15 protein-coding genes are annotated in these 20,531 nt (G+C 65.6%); 9 read left to right on the top strand and 6 right to left on the bottom strand.

Annotated features, from left to right (window positions below):
• Together DK842_RS07810 and DK842_RS07805 are read right to left on the bottom strand one after the other, a co-directional pair.
• A complete protein-coding gene (locus DK842_RS07810) occupies positions 1 to 2,169 on the bottom strand; it encodes a type I secretion system permease/ATPase (RefSeq protein WP_114060946.1) in 2,169 nt (722 codons plus the stop codon).
• Positions 2,170 to 2,361: 192 nt separating this feature from the next.
• Positions 2,362 to 3,843 (bottom strand): TolC family outer membrane protein, encoded by a 1,482-nt coding sequence (locus DK842_RS07805; RefSeq protein WP_114060945.1) that lies wholly within the window; start codon positions 3,841 to 3,843, stop codon positions 2,362 to 2,364.
• 221 nt (positions 3,844 to 4,064) lie between these two features.
• Here DK842_RS07805 and DK842_RS07800 point away from each other — a divergent pair, with 221 nt between their 5' ends.
• The gene (locus DK842_RS07800; protein WP_232538632.1) at positions 4,065 to 4,676 is read left to right on the top strand and encodes a transglutaminase-like cysteine peptidase; all 612 of its coding nucleotides are present in this window, start codon (positions 4,065 to 4,067) and stop codon (positions 4,674 to 4,676) included.
• A gap of 21 nt (positions 4,677 to 4,697) precedes the next feature.
• The gene (locus DK842_RS07795) at positions 4,698 to 6,599 is read left to right on the top strand and encodes a bifunctional diguanylate cyclase/phosphodiesterase (RefSeq protein ID WP_114063671.1); all 1,902 of its coding nucleotides are present in this window, start codon (positions 4,698 to 4,700) and stop codon (positions 6,597 to 6,599) included.
• A gap of 76 nt (positions 6,600 to 6,675) precedes the next feature.
• On the opposite strand, the gene DK842_RS07790 is transcribed toward DK842_RS07795, so the two are convergent.
• Entirely contained in the window at positions 6,676 to 7,860 is a 1,185-nt protein-coding gene (locus tag DK842_RS07790; protein ID WP_114060943.1) for a tetratricopeptide repeat protein, read from the bottom strand.
• A gap of 84 nt (positions 7,861 to 7,944) precedes the next feature.
• The gene (locus DK842_RS07785; RefSeq protein ID WP_168194843.1) at positions 7,945 to 12,981 is read right to left on the bottom strand and encodes a retention module-containing protein; all 5,037 of its coding nucleotides are present in this window, start codon (positions 12,979 to 12,981) and stop codon (positions 7,945 to 7,947) included.
• Between the two features lie 306 nt (positions 12,982 to 13,287).
• Here DK842_RS07785 and DK842_RS07780 point away from each other — a divergent pair, with 306 nt between their 5' ends.
• From DK842_RS07780 to DK842_RS07755, 7 genes are all read left to right on the top strand, one after another.
• Positions 13,288 to 13,590 (top strand): hypothetical protein, encoded by a 303-nt coding sequence (locus DK842_RS07780; protein WP_114060941.1) that lies wholly within the window; start codon positions 13,288 to 13,290, stop codon positions 13,588 to 13,590.
• A 177-nt stretch (positions 13,591 to 13,767) separates the two neighbouring features.
• A complete protein-coding gene (locus tag DK842_RS23385; RefSeq protein ID WP_168191848.1) occupies positions 13,768 to 13,953 on the top strand; it encodes a hypothetical protein in 186 nt (61 codons plus the stop codon).
• Positions 13,947 to 14,441 carry a GNAT family N-acetyltransferase gene (locus DK842_RS23380; RefSeq protein WP_168194842.1) on the top strand — a complete coding sequence of 165 codons (495 nt, stop codon included), beginning with the start codon at positions 13,947 to 13,949 and terminating at the stop codon, positions 14,439 to 14,441. Before DK842_RS23385 ends, DK842_RS23380 begins: the two co-directional genes overlap by 7 nt.
• Before the next feature lie 68 nt (positions 14,442 to 14,509).
• On the top strand, positions 14,510 to 15,349 hold the full coding sequence (locus DK842_RS07770) for an RNA ligase family protein (protein WP_114060939.1): 840 nt from the start codon (positions 14,510 to 14,512) through the stop codon (positions 15,347 to 15,349).
• Positions 15,346 to 16,488: an AAA family ATPase gene (locus DK842_RS07765; RefSeq protein WP_114060938.1), complete on the top strand. Its 1,143-nt coding sequence runs from the start codon at positions 15,346 to 15,348 to the stop codon at positions 16,486 to 16,488. Before DK842_RS07770 ends, DK842_RS07765 begins: the two co-directional genes overlap by 4 nt.
• A gap of 142 nt (positions 16,489 to 16,630) precedes the next feature.
• A complete protein-coding gene (locus DK842_RS07760; RefSeq protein WP_114060937.1) occupies positions 16,631 to 18,505 on the top strand; it encodes a M3 family metallopeptidase in 1,875 nt (624 codons plus the stop codon).
• Between the two features lie 157 nt (positions 18,506 to 18,662).
• Positions 18,663 to 18,995, top strand: a complete 333-nt coding sequence (locus DK842_RS07755) for a hypothetical protein (protein ID WP_114060936.1) — start codon at positions 18,663 to 18,665, stop codon at positions 18,993 to 18,995.
• 23 nt (positions 18,996 to 19,018) lie between these two features.
• On the opposite strand, the gene DK842_RS07750 is transcribed toward DK842_RS07755, so the two are convergent.
• A complete protein-coding gene (locus tag DK842_RS07750) occupies positions 19,019 to 19,570 on the bottom strand; it encodes a hypothetical protein (protein ID WP_114060935.1) in 552 nt (183 codons plus the stop codon).
• Positions 19,571 to 19,647: 77 nt separating this feature from the next.
• The gene (locus tag DK842_RS07745; protein ID WP_114060934.1) at positions 19,648 to 20,499 is read right to left on the bottom strand and encodes a D-hexose-6-phosphate mutarotase; all 852 of its coding nucleotides are present in this window, start codon (positions 20,497 to 20,499) and stop codon (positions 19,648 to 19,650) included.
• Between the last annotated feature and the right edge of the window lie 32 nt (positions 20,500 to 20,531).

The following is a 20,531-nucleotide window of genomic DNA, read 5'->3' as shown; positions in this document are numbered from 1 at the left end:
TCAAGCGCCCGCCTTTCCGATCTTGCCTTGTTGCAGCGCCTCGATCACCTGCTGTTTGGGACCATCGGCGACGATGGCGCCGTGGTCGACCACGATCAGCCGGTCCACCAGGTCCAGCAGCGCGTTGTGATGAGTGATCAGCAGCATGGTTTTGCCCGCCGATACCCGAGCCAGCGTCTGGTGGATCTGCGCCTCTGTGCTGTGGTCCATATTGCTGGTCGGCTCGTCCAACAGCAGGATGGGCGGGGAGTTCAGCAGCGCGCGGGCGATGGTCACCGCCTTGCGCTGGCCGCCGGACAGGGATTCGCCGCGCTCGCCGATCAGCATGTCGAAGCCTTGCGGGTGGCTGTTGATGAACTCGGTCAACCCGGCCTGCTCGGCTGCGGCGGCGATGCTGGCGTCGAAGGCGTGCGGCGAGCCCATGGCGATGTTCTGGCGCATGGTGCCGTAGAACAGCACCGGGTCCTGCGGCACGTAGCCGATCTGGCGGCGCAGCTCGGCCGGGTCGATCTGCTTGATGTCCATGCCGTCGATGCGGATCGCGCCTTCCATCGGTTGGTAGAGGCCCAATATCATCTTCTGGATGGTGCTCTTGCCGGAGCCGACGCGGCCGATGATGGCGACGCGCTCGCCGGCCTTGATGGTGAGCGACGCTTCGCGCAGCGCCACCATAGGATTGTTCGGATAGCAGAACGAGACATTGTGGAAATCGATGTCGCCGCGGAAGCTGGTGCGGTGGAAGAAAGCCGCGTCCTTTTCGCGTTCCACCGGCATCTTCATGAAGCCGTCCAGCGAGACCAGCGAGGTCTTGGCGTTGTGGTATTGGGTCAGCAGGCTCACCACCTGGCTCAGCGGCGCCATCGCGCGGCTGGACAGCATCACCGCTGCGATCACGCCGCCCATGGAGACGTTGCCGGCCATGATCTCGTACACGCCCAGCACCAGCATGGCGACGGACAGCAGTTGCTGGATGAAGCCGGCGAAGTTCATGGTGGAGGCGGCCAGGATTTTCAGCCGCGAGCCGACCTGGGCGAGGAACAGCGTCGCCTGCTCCCACTTGCCCTGCAGCACGCCCTCTGCCGCCAGCACCTTGACCGTTTCCAGGCCCGACAGGCTTTCCACCAGATACGCGTTGCGCTGCGAGGCGGCGCGCAGCGTGGTTTCCACCAGCGCCTGCATTCTTTCCTGAACCAGCAGCGCGAATACCAGCATGAAGAAAATGGCGAGCACCATGGGCACCGCCATCAATGGCGAAATCCACAGGATGGCCACCAGGAAAATCAGCACGAAGGGCACGTCGATCAGCGCGGTGATGGAGGCCGAGGCGATGAAGTCGCGCACGGTCTCGAAGGCGCGCAGATTGGCGGCGAACGCGCCCACCGACGCCGGCCGCGACTCCATCCGTATGCCCAGCACCCGCTCCATGATCAGCGCGGACAGCGCGACGTCGATGCGCTTGCTGGCCAGATCGATCAGGTAGCCGCGGGTCAGCTTGAGCAGGAAGTCGAACACCAGCACCAGCGCGGCGCCTATCGCCAGCACCCATAACGTTTCCAGCGCCATATTGGGCACCACGCGGTCGTAGACCGCCATCGACACGATGGGTATCACCAGCGCGAACACATTGATCAGGAAGGCGGCGAGCAAGGCGTCGCGGTACAGGGAGCGGCTGCCGTAGATGGTGCGCCAGAACCAGTGGCGGGAACGGATTTCCGCCAGCTCCGGCGCTCGCTTTTCGTACTGGAAGCGGGGCTTCACCAGGATGGCGATGCCCTCGAAGCTGTGTTGCAGATCCTCCAGCGGAATCTCGACGACGGCGTCGGGCAGCTCGGACATGCTGAGGAAAGCGACGCCGTCGCGAATCTCGCGCAGGATGCCGGCGGTATTGTTCTCCAGCAGCAGCACGGCAGGCAGCAGCGGCTGGCGCAAGCTGGATAGCGGCTGGCGCACCACGCGGGTGGACAGGCCGATGCGGCGCGCCGAGCGGGCGAACATCGACGGCGACAGCCGGTTGTCGACCAGCGGGATGCCGGCCACCAGCGACTCGCGGGTGGCGGTGATGCCATAGCCGCGGGCCAACGAGAACAGGCAGTCGAGCAGGGGGTCGAGGTGGGTGGCTTGTTCGCTTAACGGCCGCGCGGTGTCAGGATTGGATATTTCGGAAGCCATGCTTCCACTCCCATGGATATGGCCGGCAATCATGCCGGGATGAACGACTGGAAACAGCCTGCGGGGCAGGTCTCCAGCGCCGGGAATTTGCCGCGGCAAGTCGTTCCGCGGCGGGCAGTCTCATGTCGTGGCGGACCGCCGAATGGCCAAAAGACCCGCGTGGCGGGTCTTGTGGGCGCGGGCTGCCAAGTTTCAATGTTTCACGGCCTTGCCGGATTTTTTGATCGGCGCTGGAGGCGCATCGGCCATTGTGCTGGAGACATAAGGATGGACGGGGATGCCGGCGGTGTTGAACGGTTGGGGCGGCGTGTAGGCGGTGCTGCAGGCTTCCTGCTGCTCGGCGTCGTCGGATTCGAACGACTGCTGTTCGATAGGCTTCAGCTGCAGGCTGGGCAGCAACAGGCCGGAGGCCGCCAGCACGCGGGCCTGGGCCAGCTTGCCGTCGTATTCGGCGTTGGCCAGCGAGCGTTTGGAGTCATACAGCTCGTTTTCGCTGTCCAGCACGTCCAGCAAAGTGCGCTGGCCGATGTCGAACTGTTTCAGATAGGCGTCGCGCGCCTTTTCGGTGGACAGCGCATGTTGGCGCAGGTAGCCCATCTGCTCGTTCAGCTTGTGCACATCGTTGTTGGCGATGCGCACCGTCTGCTGCAGGTCGCGGCAGGTCTTGTCGCGCAGGTCCAGCGCCGAATTGTAGCGCTCGGCCGACACGCCGAGGCGGGCCTTGTCGCCGCCGCCGCGGAACAGGTTGATGTTGAACACCAGCTGCACCATCTGCTTGTCGTGACGACCGTAGATGGCGTCGAGATTGTCGGTTTTCTCGGTGTGGGCGCGCAGGTCCAGCGTGGGGGAGAAGGCGCCTTTCTTGACCTTCAGATCGCTTTGGGCGGCGCGCAGATTGGCGACGGAGGACAGATAGGCCGGGCTGCTCCGCACGGCGGTCCGCATCAGGTCCTGATCGCGCGGCAGCTTGTCCTGCAAGGAGGGCGCCGGCGCCATGTCGGTAGGCGGCTCCTCTCCTATCAGACGGGAGTAACGGGCGGAGACGTCGTGCAGATTGGAGGTCTCGTTGATCATATTGGTCTCGGACAACGCCAGCCGGCCGGCAGCCTGCTCCAAGTCGACGCGGCGGCCAACGCCGGCCTTCACTTTCTGTTCGATCTGGTCGTAGATGCCTTTATGGACGCCATAGCTTTCCTTGGCGAAATCCAGCAACTGGCGGTAGCGCAGCACGTCCAGATAGGCGCGGGCGGCTTCCAGGCCCTGCTGCTCGGAAGCATCCACGAAGTCGTAGTACTTGCCGCGCTTGCTGAATTCCAGCTGGCTCACCGTGTTCATGGTCTGGAAGCCTTGGAACAGGTTCTGGGTGAGGTCGGCCGACCAGCCCTTGCGGGTGAAGTCCTCTTTTATCTGCGGTCCGTTGTTGATCAACGGCTCCTTGTTGTTTTCGCGGGCGTAGGTGTAGGACACATCCACCGTAGGCATGTAGCCGGCGCGGCCGATGCCGGTTTCCTCCGCCGCGGAGCGGAATTCGTGGAAGCGGAAGCGGACATCCGGATTGCTGGCGACGGTTTTTTCCACGACTTCACGCAGGCTGGTGGCTTGAGCCAACGAGGCCGACAAACTGAGCAAGGCTGCCACTGCCAGATGAATCTGTCTTTTTTGTAAGCGTTGCATGGTTAATAGTCTCCGGGCGCAAGGGCTGATATTTTTAAGTCTTACATCATTCAGGTTAAATCATAAGTTAAGAATGTCAAATGAGTATTTTTGCGGAAGGGAGTATAATTTCCCTATCTGCTACAGTGGCCTTCATTAGCCGGCGTGGAATGAACATGAAGCTCGTCATGCCTGTTTTCAGACGGCGGCCAAGTCGTCCGCGGCGTTGGCTGCTGCCTGTCATGTTGCTGCTGGCAGGTTTGTGCGTGGCGGCCGCCAGCCTGCCTACGGAGCGCGCCGCCGCGCGTTACGGGCCGCGCGCCGCGGCGTTGTACCGCGAATGGAACCAGCTGCTGGGCGGCCTGCAGGGGGCTGAGGAGAGGCAGAAGCTTTCGGAGGTTAACCAGTTTTTCAACCGGCGCATCCTGTACCGCGAGGACATAGACAACTGGGGGGTTCAGGACTATTGGGCGACGCCGCTGGAAATGTTCGGCAAGGGCGCGGGGGACTGCGAAGACTTCAGCATCGGCAAGTACATTTCCTTGCTGGTATTGGGCGTCTCGCCCGACAAACTGCGCCTTGTCTACGTCAAGGCGAGGATAGGCGGGCCCGGCAGCACGATCAGCCAGGCGCACATGGTGCTGGCGTATTACGCCACGCCGAGCGCCGAGCCGCTGATCCTGGACAGCCTGGTGACGTCGATCGACCCCGCTTCCCAGCGCCCGGACTTGCTGCCGGTATTCAGTTTCAATGCCCAGGGCCTGTGGGTGGGCTCCCGCAGCAGCGACGTGTCCAAGCTGACCCGCTGGCGGCAGGTGATGGACAAGATGAAAAACGAAGGCTTCACTTTCTGATTCGACGAGATGGGCGGCGCGATGAAAAACCTTTCCCTGATTCAACGGCTTTGGCTGCTGCTGGTGCTGCTGGTGGTCTTGTCTCTGACGGGGGCTCTGCTGGCCGACTTATACAATGCCCGCCGTTATTTGGAGCAGCAGTTGAGCGGGCAAAACGCCAATGCCGCCAATTCGCTGGCCTTGATGATCACCCAGCACAAGGCGGACAAGGCGATGGCGGAAACCCTGATAAACGCGACTTTCGACCAGGGGTATTTTCACCACATCCGCTGGCGCGGCGCGGATGGAAAAGTGCTGGTGGACCGCGTGAACCAGGCGGTGTTCCCGGCCGCGCCGGAGTGGTTCCAGACATTGCTGCCCTTGTCCCCGCAGCCGGGGAGCGCGCTGGTGACCGCCGGCTGGCTGCAGGCCGGCGAGATCCGGGTGGAGGCCGCGTTGAGCTATGCCTACGAGTCGCTGTGGCAAGGCGCGCTGCAGACCATGATGTGGCTGCTGGGCGCCGGCCTGCTGGCCGGGTTGCTGGGCTCCATCGACATCTTCAAGCTGCGGCGAGATCTGCAGCGGGTGGTGAGCCAGGCGAGCGCGGTCAGCGCGCGCCGCTTTCAGAGCATGACCGAGCCCAAGGTGCCGGAGCTGGCGCGGGTGGTGTTGGCGATGAACCAGATGGTGGAAGGGCTGCAGTCCTATTTGCAAGACCAGTCTTCCGACATGGAGCGGCTGCGCCGCGAGCGGCTGTCCGATCCGGTGACAGGCCTGGCCAACCGGGAAGCATTGGAACAGGCGGTGGCCAGCGCCTTGGCGGAAGAAGAAAACCTGAGCGGGTGCCTGTTGTTGTTGCGTTTGTCGGGGCTGGCCGAGCTGAACCAGCGCCTGGGCGGCGAGCGGGCGGATGTTCTGCTCAAGCGGCTGGCGAGCGATTTGAACGATCTGGCCGCCAAGCGGGTGGGGTGGCTGGCGGCGCGTTTGCGTGGCGCAGATTTCGCCGTGTTCTGCCCGGAATTGGAGGCGGAGGCGGCGAGGCAGCTGGCGGCTACGCTATGCGATCAACTGGCGCTGTACCAAAGAATGGGCTTGTGCGATCAGGACGGCGTCGGGCATGTCGGCGTGTGCGGCATCGCGCGGGGCGACAGCCTGGCCAGCCTGTTGGCGCGCGCCAGCCAGGCGCTGGCCCAGGCCGAGGCGGCGGGAGACAACCAGTGGCGGCGGGTCGAGGGCGGGGGGCCGGATGTGGGCAGCGAGTGGGACTGGCGGGCGCTGATCGAAGCCGGCTGCCATCAGCGCCATTTTAGCCTGCGCTGGTTTCCGGTGAGGGACGCGCAGCGCGCGCCGCTGTGGCAGGAAGGCATGCTGTACTGTCCCGCGCGGGACGGTTTGCCGGAGATCAACGCGTTGCGGCTGGTGTCGCACAGCTTGCGCTTGGGATTGACTCATCTGATCGATCTGGAGGCGCTGAGGCTGGCGCTGGCCGACGCGCCGGCGGCGCGGGTGGCGGTGAATATGTCGCCGGCGTCGCTGGCGGACAAGGACTTTCGCAGCCGGACGCTGGATGCTCTGCGCGGCGGCCGAGCCACGGTGGCGTTCGAGTTCGACGAAACCGGGCTGGACGAGCATTGGGACGCCTTCCTGGCCTTCGGCGCGGCGATCAAGGATGCCGGCCACATGCTGGCGGTGGAAATCCGCGGCCACCGGCTGGAGCTGGTGGCGAGGCTGAACCAGGCCGGCATCGACTATCTGGTGCTGGACGGCGCGCTGACGCTGGGAATACATCAGGATCAGGGGCGGCAAGTATTGGTGACGGGCGTGCAGCGCATGACGTCGCTGATGGGCGCCAAGCTGGTGGCCAAGGGCGTGGCCAGCGAGGAGGATGCCAGGACACTGTTGGAGCTGCGCGTCGATGGCCTGACCGGACCGGCCATCCGCTGAGCTGGGGAGCGGCGCTTGGCGGCCGAAGCCGGCCGCGGAGCCATGCTGGCGCGGCATGGACAAGCGCGGGCAGGCTTCAGCCGATCGCCAAGCTGGGCAGCTTGCCGATCCATGCCGCCAGCCGCCGTTCCTGGCTGTCCCGCTGGCTGGCGAAGACATCCTGGCCCACATGGCGGTTGCCCTCCGGCCGCGGGCCGGGCCAGGGGCGGGCCGCATGGGACGCGAAGCAACGGTCATGCACCATGCAGCTGAGGCGGACGTAAGACCAGACCTTGTCCCGCAAGAACCATTGATCGACGTTGGGGGTTTCCATATGCCCTGAGCGATAACCGGCCAGCAGCGTGTCCAGCGGCGGCAGCGCGCCGGCGACGCCGCCCCACATGCCGGCCAGGATCAGGTCGGTATGCGTCCACCAGTCCCGCATCACATGGAACCAGCGATCGGATGCCAGCCATTCGTCGACCGCCAGCTTTTCGCGCGGGCCGATGACGGAGTCGGCATCCCTCACCAGAAAACGGCCCACTTGCGGGTCGTTTGCCGCCTGGAAGCGCCAGGTCAGTCGTTGGCGCAGGCTTTGCCCCGGCGTTTCCAGCACCAGTTCGCAGCCCAGCGCGGCCAGCTCTCGCCGGACGTCCTCCGGCACCGTTTCATCCAGATAAAAACGCAGCCGCCAGCCGGGGTAGACCTGGGGGGCGGCCAGCGCGTTGTCGATGGCGCCGCGCAGGTAGCGGGGGTTGCCGCCCCACAATGAAAAGGCGATGACCTGGCTTTTCCCCGCAGCGAAGGCCGCTGGATCGGCATCGGGCAGCCGCCAGCCGACGGGCGCCGCGCCATGCCGTCTGTCGGATAACGCCAGCGACCGCGAGCCGGCTTCCGCTGCCTCTTGCAGACGGCCCAGCCGGTGGAAGCAGGTGCCGAGCGTGGCGTGCACCAGCGCATCGCCGGGATCATGCGCGAGGTAGGCTTGCAGCGTCGGGATGGCCTGCTCGTATTGTTGGCTGCGGGCCAGGGAAACGCCCAGATTGAGCAGGACTTCCCGGTTGTCGGGATAGTCGGGGCGCACCTGGGCCAGCGCTTGGGCGGCGGCGTGGTGTTGGCCGGCCAGAAACAGGTAGTAGGCGAGTTGCAGCACAAGGTCTACCGGTTTCTTGCGGCCGTGGCGGTTCACGGCCGCCAGCGTCAAGGCGACGGCCTCCTGCGGTTTGCCGGCTTGCCAGCTGGCGTGGGCGCCGGGGTCCCAAGCGGAGGGGGCGGCTGTCATGGCATTCTCCTGGGTCTGGCGGGCGAAGGCGGAAAAGCCCCCCGCCGCGGGCGGGGGGCGTGGCGCGGCAACCGAAACCAGGCCTTACTCGGCGTGTTGCTGGCCGTGGCCCAGCAGGTTTTTCAGCAGCTGCGCGTCGCTGAGCACGGCGGCGTGCGCCAGCTCGACGCTTTCCGGCCCTGGCGCCGCCGGCGCGCCCGGACTCGGGTGGCGGGCCTCCGCCGCCGCGTCCGCGCCTTCCTTGTGGCCGTTCAGATAGCTGTCCAGGCTCGCCGCGCGGTGGCCGCCTTCCGGCAGCAAGTCCTTCAGGTCCAGCGCGTCCTTCTCGCCCCGCGGGCCGTGATCGGCCACCCCGTTCCGCGCCGGCTCCGGCTTGGCGGCGGCGCTTGGCTCGCCCAGCGTCCATTTGAAGGTGTCGATGCCCGCGCCGCCGCGAGCCCCGGCATCGGCTGCCGCCGGGTGGTGGCTGTCCGGCGCGGCGTGGCTGACGCGGCTGTCGGCGGACTGTGGCGCGTCGTGGGCGAGGGATGGGCTTGGTCTGTCGCCGGCGGCATCGGCGGCTTTCTGCGCGCCGTAGACGATGCTGGACTCATGGCTAGCCGCGCCGTACGGATGGTTCTCAGCGGCGGCGAGCTCGCCGGAGCCAGCTTTGGCGTGGCCGGCCGCGGCGACGACGTTGCTGGTTTCACGTGAAACCGCGTCGGCATGATGGGAGGAGGATGTTGCTTTGTTCGGAGCAGAGGCTTCGAGCGCGATGCCGGTGGCAGGATTTTCGGTCACGGCTCCCTGGACGTTGCCGCTGATGGGAGCAAGGTTGTTCGTTCCAATAATGGTGATTGCTATGTCTTGTGTGGTGCCGTCGAAGGACGTGACAGTGAAGGTGTATGACTGATTATGTCCATAAGTGAGTGCCTTGGCGGCATCGTTAACGGTGAACGTCCAGTCGCCAGTCACATTGTTGAATGTGAAAGTGCCATATTGCCGAACGTCATCGTTTTGAGATTGGAAACTCGACTGGCCTTGATCGACGTCGAATACGTTGATATGTCCTTTCACAGGAGCGTTTTGACTGTTGTCGAATATGGTTCCAGTAAAGTTGCCCGTGAACAAAGCGGAATCATTGACGCCGTGGACGATGACGGAGATGTCGTGGGAGGTGCCGTCCTTGGAATAGACAGTGAACACCTCGGTGAGAGTGTCGCCTTGTCCCAGATACTGGACTTTGGCGTTGTCGACGGCGTAGTGCCAGTTGCCGGCGGCGTCGATGGTGAGGCTGCCGAGGTTGCCGGCGCGGCTGCCGACGCGGCTGGGGTCGATTGCCGACTGGTTCTGGTCGGGGTCGACGACGTTGAGCTTGCCGATGTAGTCGAGGGTGTTGGCGGCGGAGACGTTGAGGTCCTCGGTGACGGCGCCGTGATCGGCGCCGGAGAACACCGGGATATCGTTGACGCCATTGACGATGACGGTGATGGCATGGCTGGAGCCATCTATGCCGTAGACGGTGAAGGTTTCAAGCTTGGTTTCTCCCTGGCCGAGATACTGGACATCTGCATTGTTGACTTGGTAGTGCCAGCTGCCGACGGCGTCAATGACGAGTGAGCCAAGATTGCCGGCTTGGCTGTCGATGCGGGAGGGGTCGAAGGCAGGCTTGTCGTGCTGGTCGACATCGGTGATGTCGAGCTTGCCGGCGTAGTCCAGCGTCTGGGCGGCGGAAACATTCAGGTCTTCTGTGACGCTACCCTGATCCTGGCCAGTGATGACGGAAAGGTCGTCGACGCCGTTGACGATGACGGTGATGTCGTGAGCCGTGCCGTCCTTGGAATAGACGGTGAACACCTCGGAGAGGGTATCGCCCTGTCCCAGAGACTGGACCTTGGCGTTGTCGACGGCGTAGTGCCAGTTGCCGGCGGCGTCGATGGTGAGGCTGCCGAGGTTGCCGGCGCGGCTGCCGACGCGGCTGGGGTCGATTGCCGACTGGTTCTGGTCGGGGTCGACGACGTTGAGCTTGCCGATGTAGTCGAGGGTGTTGGCGGCGGAGACGTTGAAGTCCTCGGTAACCGCGCCATGGTCGGCGCCGGAGAATACCGGGATGTCGTTGACGCCGTTGACGATGACGGTGATGTCGTGGGCCGTGCCATCCTTGGAATAGACGGTGAAGACCTCTGTGAGGGTATCGCCCTGTCCCAGATACTGGACCTTGGCGTTGTCGACGGCGTAGTGCCAGTTGCCGGCGGCGTCGATGGTGAGGCTGCCGAGGTTGCCGGCGCGGCTGCCGACGCGGCTGGGGTCGATTGCCGACTGGTTCTGGTCGGGGTCGACGACGTTGAGCCTGCCGATGTAGTCGAGGGTGTTGGCGGCGGAGACGTTGAAGTCCTCGGTAACCGCGCCATGGTCGGCGCCGGAGAATACCGGGATGTCGTTGACGCCGTTGACGATGACGGTGATGTCGTGGGCCGTGCCGTCCTTGGAATAGACGGTGAAGACCTCGGTGAGGGTGTCGCCCTGTCCCAGATACTGGACCTTGGCGTTGTCGACGGCGTAGTGCCAGTTGCCGGCGTCGTCGATGGTGAGGCTGCCGAGGTTGCCGGCGTGGCTGCCGACGCGGCTGGGGTCGATTGCCGACTGGTTCTGGTCGGGGTCGACGACGTTGAGCTTGCCGATGTAGTCGAGGGTGTTGGCGGCGGAGACGTTGAGGTCCTCGGTGACGGCGCCGTGGTCGGCGCCGGAGAACACCGGGATGTCGTTGGTGCCGACGACGGTGACGGTGACGGTGGAGGTGGTGCCGTCGATGCTCTTGACGATGAAGGATTCGATGCGGGACTCGCCTTCATTCAGTGCCTGGACGATGGGATCACTGTTGTTGAGGTTGTAATGCCAGTTGCCGTTGGCGTCGATGCTGAACGCGCCGTAGGTGCCGGTGGTGTTGTTTTGCGCCTGGAAGAACGCTTGTCCGGTGTCGACGTCGGTGACGTCGAGCTTGCCCTGGGTGGTGAGGACGGTGTCTTCCTTGACCTGTCCATGGCCGTCGTCTGGCGTGTGCGGGGTGATGATCGCGGGGTCGTTGGTGCCGAGAATGGTGACGGTGACGGTGGAGGGGGTGCCGTCAGCGCTCTTGACCGTGAAGGATTCGATGCGGGACTCGCCCTGGTTGAGCGCTTGGACTGCGGGGTCGCTGTTGTTGAGGTCGTACTTCCAGTTGCCGCTGGCGTCGATGCTGAACGTGCCGTAGGTGCCTTTGGTGCCGGATTGCGCCTGGAAGAACGATTGCCCTTGATCGACATCTTTTACGGTGAGCGAGCCGCCCACATCCAATAGTTTGTCTTCTATCACGGTGCCATTGTCGGCGCCGCCGATCACGGCGGCGTCGTTGGTGCCCAGCACATGGATGGTGACCACGGAGGTGGCGCTGCCATCCTTGGAGGTGACGGTGAATTGCAGCGGAACGGTGTCGCCCTCGCCTAGCGCCTGCACCTTGTCGCTGCCGTTGTTGATGGTGAAGGTCCAGGTGCCGTCGGCGCTGGCCTGGAAGGTGCCGTAGTCGGTGACTTGCTGGGAGGGCTGCAGTTGGGCCTGGCCCTGATCGACATCGGCCACGGTCAGTTTGCCGCTGGCCACCGTTTGGGCCGGCGTGTCTTCCTTGACGGTGCCGTCGCCGATGTCGCCAGCGCCGCCGATCTTGGCGGGGTCGTTGACGCCGTTGACGACGACGACGACGTTGTGGGACGTGCCGTCCTGCGAGTAGACGGTGAACGACTCGGTGCGGGTATCGCCCTGTCCCAGGTATTGGACCTTGGCGTTGTCGACGCTGTAGTGCCAGTTGCCGGCGGCATCGATGGTGAGGCTGCCGAGATTGCCGGCCTGGCTGTCCACGCGGGCGGCGTTGAACACCGCCTGGCCTTGGTCGGGATCGACGATGTTGAGCTTGCCGTCGTAGTCCAGGGTGTTGCTTGCCGAGACGTTTTTGTCCTCGGTGACGGCGCCGTTGTCGCCGGTGATGATGGCGGCATCGTCCTTGCCCTGGATGGTGACGGTGACGGTATGGGTGGTGCCGTCCAGCGACTGGACGGTGAAGGCGCGGTCGAAACGGTCGGCGTTGGTCAGCGCCTGGGCCTTGGCGTTGTCCAGGGTGAAGGTCCACTGGCCGGTGCCGCTGTCGAAATGGAAGGTGCCGTAGTCTACCGTGATGTCGGCCTGCGGCTGGAAGCCGGACTCGCCCGCGTCGGGGTCTTTGACCACCAGGGTGCCGCTGACCTGGGTGACGTCATCCTCGACCACGACGCCATGATCGTTGCCGCCGAAGACCGGGGGATCGTTGACCGGAGTGACGCCGACATTGACGGTGACGGTGGCGGTGCCGCCGCGGCCATCGTTGACGGTGACGGTGAAGGCGTCGTTGCCGTTGTAGTCCTGCCCCGGGGTGTAGGTCCAGCTGCCATTGGGATTGACGATGACCACGCCATGGGCGGGATCGGAGCCTTTGACGAAGGTGAGCGGATCTCCGTCCGGATCGCTGGCGGTCAGCGCGCCGCTGACCGGGGTGTCTTCCTTGGTGGTGACGTTCAGATCGCTGCCCAGCGGCGCGCCGTTGGCGTTGGTGAAGAACGGCGGCGAGTCCGGCGTTGCATTGGCCGCGGCCAGAGAGGACTGCGTCGCCGCGGCTGAAACCGGCGCGCTGTCCAGCGACAGGCTGGAGAGGGATTCCGAAATGCGGCCGATGCGGATGAAGGAGTGGCCGCTGTTCTCGCCGCCCGGATCGTTCAGGCCGGCGGCGGCGGGGTCGAGATTGTCGAAAGGATTGGCGTTGGGGCCCGGGTTGGGATTGTCCAGCGCGGCGAGAATCTGCTGGGCTTCCGGCGCCAGCGGAGCGATGGCGGCTTCGGTGGCGTCGGCATGCTGCGGGCGCAGCACTTCTTCGGTCAGCGTCACTTGGCGGGTGCCGTCGATGTGAATCGTCTGGCCGTCGGTCCGGCCGATGTCGATGGCGGCGCCGTTCTCCAGCTGCAGCTGCTCACCGGGGAGCAGGATGTCGCCCACTTTCAGCAGGCGTGTTTTGCCGTCGATGCCGATTGCCTTGACGCTGCCTTGCAGCGCGAGGATGTGTCCTTGGGTGCTGGTGGCCATGTGGTGGCTCCTGGAGGGTGGTTTGCCGACCCTCGCAGAATAGTGAGGCCGGGAGAGAGAGAACATTGTACTGAAGCGCTATGGAATCGATGCTTTTCGTATTTTGTCTGACAATGTGATTCGCCAATGCCGGTTACATAGATCATTTGCATGCAGAACAGGACTGGTAGTTTGGACGGGTTTGGCTATAAACCGCATAACAGGGGGAGCGAAGCGCCGGAATCGCGGGAGGCGGCAGGCGCTGGATAATGTAGGACAGCGGAGCCATCCCGCGGCGACGCCGTCCGCGGTTTCGGGGAATCGACAATGGAACTCTACCTGCTCTGCCTGGTGTTCTTTCTGACCGACATCGGCGTCCGGCTGGCGCTGCGCACGCGCTCCTGGCGCGCGGTGGAGCTCACCTTGGTTGCCGGCCTGCTGTTGGCCTGGCTGTTGTATCCGCATTTGAGCGAGTGGGCGGTGCCGTGGATGCCGGTGGGCTGGGGCATGCTGCTGTACGCGGTGATGGTGGGCCTGCAACTGGGCCTGATGGATGCCGCGTTGCGCACCGGACTGTGGCGCTGGCGCGCCGCGCGCGCGCCGGTCCGGGAGATTCGCCGGCGGTGGTGAGTCCGGCCCGCTTGCCCGCTTATGCTTGACGAATGGCCATCGGCGGGAGCAGACTGCGCGCTCCCGCCTTCGCGCATCCTGAAAAGCGCCCTGAGCGCGGGAACATATCGGAGCCGCGGCGCCGCCCGGCGCGCGCAGCTCCTCGCTCTTTCATCGCTCTTTACAGGTACCGCCATCATGGCATCGATCTTTATCCTGTCGCGCCACTTGCTGCGCGACATGCTCGGCGACGAGCCCGTTTCCCCGTCCACCCTTTACACCGAAACGCCGCGGCGACAACTGCTGGCGGATCAAGAGCAACTGCGCAGGCAGCGGCTGGAACAGCGCGTAGACCAACGCCGGCTGGAGCATGGCTCATGCTGACCTTGGCCGAGCCGAACGGCAGGCTGCGGCTGCGCGATTTCCTGCCGTCGGATCTGGACGCGTATCTAGCAGTGCGCCGCGGGGCCGCTTTCGGCCGCCATTACGCGGTGGAGCAGACGCGCGCGGACTTCAGCGCGCGCTTGCTGAGCGGCTTTCTGGCGCAGCAAAGACAGTCGCCGCGCCGCGATTGGCAGCTGGCCATCGTCCGCGCCGACGGCGCGCTGATCGGTTCGGCCGGCCTGCGCGGCGTGGACGCCGGCGAGGCCGAATTCGGCATCGAGCTGGCCGAAGCCGCCTGGCGGCAAGGCTACGCGGTTGAAGCCGCGGGGCTGATGCTGGCCTTCGGCCGCGAGCGGCTGGCGTGCCGCCGCATCCGCGCCCATTGCGCGCCCGGCAATGTGGCGATGCTGTCGCTGGCGCGGAAGCTGGGCTTCGACATGCAGCCGCTGCGCGACGGCCGCCGGCTGGACTTGCTGCTCGCCGCCTGAGCGCGGCGGGCCAGGCGCGGTCCGGGAGGGCGCGCGCCATTCGATAACAACAAGAAAAGACCCTGATCATGGATACCATCATCAAGTATCCCCGCACCCCGCATCTGCAAGGCTCGCGCCTGCAGCCGGGAGACGAGGACCGAGACCAGACGCCGTATGCGGCGCTGCTGGGCCGCCACATCGTGGTGGAAGAAAAAATGGACGGCGCCAACGCCGGCCTACGCTTCGCCGAAGACGGCGCAATGCGGCTGCAGAGCCGCGGTCATTACCTGAGCGGCGGCGGCCGCGAGAAGCATTTCGCGCTGTTCAAAACCTGGGCGGCCGCGCACGAGGCGCGCCTGCGCGGGCTGCTGGGCGCGCGCTACCTGATGTACGGCGAGTGGATGCATGCCAAGCACACGGTGTTTTACGACCGCTTGCCGCATCTTTTTCTGGAGTTCGATCTGTACGACGCCGAAACCGGCCGCTTCTTGTCCACGCCGGCGCGCCGCCGCGTGCTGGCGCAGCAGGCGCGCTCGCCGGTGGTATCGGTGCCGGTGCTGTATGCCGGTCCGGCGCCGCGCCGTCTTTCTGATCTGCTGGCGCTGATCCGGCCGTCCCTGGCCAAATCGCCGGCCTGGCGCGACGCCTTGCGGCAGGCCGCCCGCCGGCAGGGACTGGACGCCGAGCGCGCGCTGGCCGAAACCGAAGCCTCCGATCTGGCCGAAGGCCTGTACATCAAGGTGGAGGAGGGCGAGGAAACCGTGGAGCGCTACAAATGGGTGCGCGCCGATTTCCTGCAGACCATGGCCGATAACGACAGCCACTGGCAGTCGCGGCCCATCGTGCCCAACCAGCTGGCAACGGGGATCGACCTGTTCGCCGAGCGCGAGGCGGCGGACTGGGCTTGGCCGGGAGAGCCGCGATGACGAGCTATCAGGACCTGGCCGCGCTGACGCCGGCGGCCGGCGAGCCGGACTGGCAGGCGCTGCGGCTGGCGATACCGGCGCTGCGCGAGCTGGACGCCACGCCGCAGGACCCGGTTCATCATGCCGAAGGCGATGTATGGACCCACACCCGCATGGTATGCGAGCGGATGCTGGAGCTGCCCGATTACTGGAATGGCGACGCCGAGCGGCGCTTCGTCCTGTTTTACGCCGCCTTGCTGCACGACATCGCCAAGCCGCCGTGCACGGTGACGCAGCCGGATGGCCGCGTCACCAGCGCCGGCCATTCCCGCCGCGGCGCGGTGGACGCGCGGGTGCTGATGTGGCGAGCCGGCGTGCCGTTCGCCTTGCGTGAGCGGGTGTGCCGCCTGGTGGCGGCGCACCTGCTGCCGTTTTACGCGATACGCGGCGACCGCAGCGGCCATGACGCCGAATATCTGGCGCGCAAGTTGTCCTGGGAAGTATCGCTGCGCGAGCTGGCGGCGCTGGCCGAGGCGGACATGCTGGGCCGGGTCTGCGCCGACCAGCGCAAGGTGTTGGACGATATCGAGCTGTTTCGAGAGCTGGCTAGGGAGGAGGGCTGCCTGGACGCGCCGCGCGCCTTCGCCGACGAGCATACCCGCATCGCCTATTTCCGCGCCGGCGGCGGCATCGCGCCCGACTACCCGTTCTATCAGGCTTCCGGTTCCCGGGTGGTGATGCTGTCCGGCTTGCCGGCCTCCGGCAAGGACAGCTGGACGCGCGCGGAGGGCGGCGGATTGCCGGTGATTTCCTACGATGACGCGCGCGCCGAATTGGGGCTGAAACACGGCCCGCGCGCTGGCGCCGCCGTGCATCTGGCGGTGGACCGGGCCAAGGCGCTGCTGAGAAGCCAGGCGCCGTTCATCTGGAACGCCACCCATCTGTCCGAGCGCATGCGCAAGAAGACGCTGGACTTGCTGTACGCCTATCACGCCGAGGTCAGCATCATTTATCTGGAGCACGGCGAGCGCGAAATCAAGGCGCGCAACAGCCGCCGCGACAGCACGCTGCCCAACCAGGCGATAGACCGCATGCTCAGCCACTGGGAAGTGCCGCTGGCGACCGAGGCGCACCGCGTCGAATATCGTCCGGCCTGCTGAGCGAGCAATGCGCAAGAATCATGCTATTTGACGACAAAGTTCAGTATTCGCTTGACCTTGCTGACAGTCTGAAATGAAACTTGCTCATGCATGCCGTTGTCGTTTTCAGCGGCTGCGCCATTCTAATCAGGAGACAAAGGCAATGACCGCATTGGCAGCGCTGCGCCGCGAGTTCGACGCGCTCAACCACGAGTACCTGGCCGTGCACAAGGCCAAGGAAGACCTGTTCTGGGACACCTATATGGCGGTGTCCGACGACGACGCAGGCTTCGTCCGCGCCGAGGCAGCCTACAAGGATTTCATTTCCAGCCCGGCGCGGCTGGCGCGCGCCAAGGACGCCATCGCCGAGCTGCAGGCCTTGCCGGCCGATGCCGAGCGCGACGCCTTGCTGCATGGCTTCAAGGGCTGGCTGGCGCTGTTCGACAGCAACATCATTGAAAGCGACGAAGCGCGCCAACTGATGACCGAGCTGGTGGAGCTGGAGTCCGCGTTGTTCGCCAAGCGCCGCGCTTACAAGATGCATCACCTCAACGAGGCTGGAGAGCGCGAAGAGGCGACGCTGAGCATGCTCAGCACCAACTTGGGCACCAACCGCGACGAGGCGGCGCGCAAGAGCTCGCTGGACGCTTACCTGGCGCTGGAGCGTTGGGCGCTGGACAACGGCTTCCTCGCCATCGTGAGCAAGCGCAACGCGCTGGCGCGCAGCCTGGGCTACGCCGATTATTTCGAATACAAGGTCAAGAAAAACGAGCAGATGACGCCGGATCAGCTGTTCGCCATTCTGGACGATTTCGAGGCGCGCACCCGCGACGCCAACCAACGCGCGCTGGACGATCTGCAGGCCAAACACGGCGCGGACGCGCTGTCGGGCCACAACCTGCGCTTCCACATGAGCGGCGACGTGACCCGCCAGATGGACCCCTACCTGCCCTTCGCCAAGGCGGTGGAGCGCTGGGTGCTGAGCTTCCGCCGCCTGGGCATCCAGTATCGCGGCGCCACCATGCAGCTGGATCTGGTGGAGCGCGAGGGCAAGTATCAGAACGGCTTCTGCCACGGCCCGATCCCGGCCTTCTATGACGGCGTCCAGTGGGTGCCGGGCCAGATCAACTTCACCGCCGAGGCCAAGCCGGACCAGGTGGGCAGCGGCGCGCGCGCCATCAACACCCTGTTCCACGAAGGCGGCCATGCCGCGCACTTCGCCAATGTGACGCAGAATTCGCCGTGCTTCTCGCAGGAGTTCGCGCCCACTTCCATGGCTTACGCCGAAACCCAGAGCATGTTCTGCGACAGCCTGCTGGAAGACGCCGACTGGCTGAAGCGCTACGCGCGCGATAGCAAGGGCGAGGCCATCCCGGACGAGCTGATCCGCGCGCGCATCGAGGCGACGCAGCCGTTCGCCGCCTATGCCGAGCGCTCCATCGCCGTCGTCGCTTACTTCGAACGCGCGCTGTACGCGTTGCCGGAGAGCGAACTCTCCGCCGAGCGCGTGCTGCGGCTGGCGCGCGATTGCGAGAAGCGCATCCTGGGCGTGGACGTCAGCCCGCGCCCGTTGATGGCGATTCCGCACCTGCTGAACCAGGAATCGGCCGCCGCCTATCACGGCTATCTGCTGGCCAATATGGCGGTGTACCAGACCCGCGCCTACTTCATCGGCAAGTTCGGCTACCTGACCGACAACCCGGCCATCGGCCCGCTGCTGGCCGAGCACTACTGGGGCCCGGGCAACAGCATCAACCACAACGCCACCCTGGTGCGCCTGACCGGCGAGCCGTTCAACGCGCGCTATCTGGCAGACAGCTGCAACCAGAGCGCGGCCGAGGCCTGGGCCGAGGCGCAGCGGCTGATCGCCGAAGCCGCCGCCCGCGACTATCCGGCGCAATACCCGGCCGATCTGGACGCGCATATCCGCCTGGTGCACGGCGCGGAGCGGATCGCCGACAACGCGGAAGGCGACGCGGCGATGTTCGACCGCTTCGAAAGCTGGGTGGCTGGCCATTATCCGGCCAGCGTGAAGTGAGTACGGTTTGAAATGCGAAACGGCCGGCCGTGTCCGGCCGTTTCACATGCTGGCGACGCCGTCGACCGCCAATCGCGGTGGCTGGCTCCGCGCGCGGGGTGGATGGCGGCATGACGGAAATGCGCGTTTCAGCGCGGGGATGTTCGGAGACCAAGCAATGAGCATGATTCAAAGCGAAGTGAGGTGCGTGCGCGCCGGCAAAGCGTTGCAGGAAGGAGAGGGCGCATTGGCGGACGAGCAGGCGCTGGAGATTCTGCAGGCCCAGCGAGCGATGCTGGGCCAGATCATCCGCAAATGGCGGGCCGACGCCAAAAAGCGCGAGGCGAATGGCGGCGCGGCAGGGACCGCCGATGCGTATCAGGCGATGGCGGCCGTATCGCAAGCGTTGGACATGCTGGCCCAAGCATGCGGCGTGACGCCGCGGAAGGCGCCGAATCCGCCGCCGGGTGCAGGCGTGGGCCGGACGGCGGATGGCAAGGACAAGCTCTGACTCGCCTTGGCGGGCGCGCGGCCTTATTGCTGGCGGTAGATCAGCCGGCCTTCCAGCAGCAGTTCGCTGGCGCTGAGGGATTGGTTGTTGTCGGGCGCGGCGCGGTCGAACACGAAACGCTGGCCCTGGTACTCGATCCAGGCGCAGATCGGCTCGCCCTGGAAGCGGCCCAGGATTTCCTCCGAGCGAACCACCTCGGCGTCGGCCGGCAGCGTCAGGCCCTTGGGCGCGCTGTCGGCCTGTTCCAGCTCCCAGCGGTCATTGTCGCTGGGCTGCGGGTCGTGGCGGGTGGCGGATTTCATCCACAGGCGGAAGATCCACAAGGGCAGCAGCACGCGGTGCACGCGCTTGTCCTCGGTGATCACGCAGGCCACCGGGAAACGCTGCTCGCATTGCGGGCAGCAGGCTTCGGCGGACAGGTAAATCTTGCCGTGCATCAGGCTGGCCAGCCCTTCCATATGCTCGGCGCCCACCATGGCGCGGCATTGCGGGCAATGCTTGCCGAAGCGGCGCACGCTGTTGCCATTGGCAAAGGTGAGCGGAAGAAAGCGGGAAATCTTGTCGGGTCGTGCCATTGCGGAGGTCCGGGTTGCCTGGGAAGCGCCGCCGGAGCTGACTCGCGGCGGCGGTCTCGAACGGGCGATTATAACCCCTAGTCGTGACAAGAGAAATGCAGGCGGCAAGCCAGCCGGTGGCGCTCGCCCGGCGCCAGCGTCCGCGCGTCCTCGCCGGCGTTGGCGGTTTCGACGCAGACAAAGCGGCGCCAGTCCTCATCCGGAAGGTCGGCCAGCCGTTGGGCTTTGGCCGGCGCCGGGTTCCACACCACGGCGCTGGCCGAGCCTTCCGGCTGGACGACGACGCCGCGCCGCCAGCCGGCGTCGCGCAGCGTGACGGCGCGGTCAGCGTACGCGATCAGGTCGACTTCGCCGTCGAAGCGGAAAGGGCCGGCCGGCATGGCGATGCGGGCGTCGGCCACCTTGTCGTGCGCCGGCGCGCCCTCCAGTCCCAGCAGGCTGATGTGATCGATGTCCGACGCCGCGAAGTAGCTGTGCAGCGCGGCGCTGACGGTTTGCGCGGCTTCGCCGTCGTTGCGGGTGTCGAGCGCGATCTCGACGCCGTCCGGGCCGATGCGGAAAGCGAGTTCCGCGGCCAGGCCGCCGTGGCGGGGGCCGTCCAGTTTCACGTGGAACACGTTGCCGTCGCGGCCTGCTTCGCGCAAGGCCCATACCTGCTGGCGCGCGACGCCGTGCGCCGGCAGGGAGGCGTCGGACGGATGCGGGCCGAACCAGGGCCAGCACACCGGCACGCCGCCGCGTATCGCCTTGCCCGGCTGATACGCGGTTCGCGGCGACAGGTAGAGCAGCGGCGCGTCGCCGTCGCGGCGGTAATCTATCAACTGGCCGCCCAACAGGGCGATGCGGGCGGAAAAGCCGTCGCCGGCCATCAGGATCTGCTCGACGCCGGGCGCCAGGGGGGCCAGGCTCAGGCCTTGCGGAAGGAACATCGCGCGCTCCATCGGAATCGGGAAAAGACCGA

It is taken from the genome of Chromobacterium phragmitis (assembly GCF_003325475.1).
GTDB lineage: Bacteria > Pseudomonadota > Gammaproteobacteria > Burkholderiales > Chromobacteriaceae > Chromobacterium > Chromobacterium phragmitis.
This window is presented reverse-complemented; position numbering and strand designations above follow the sequence as displayed.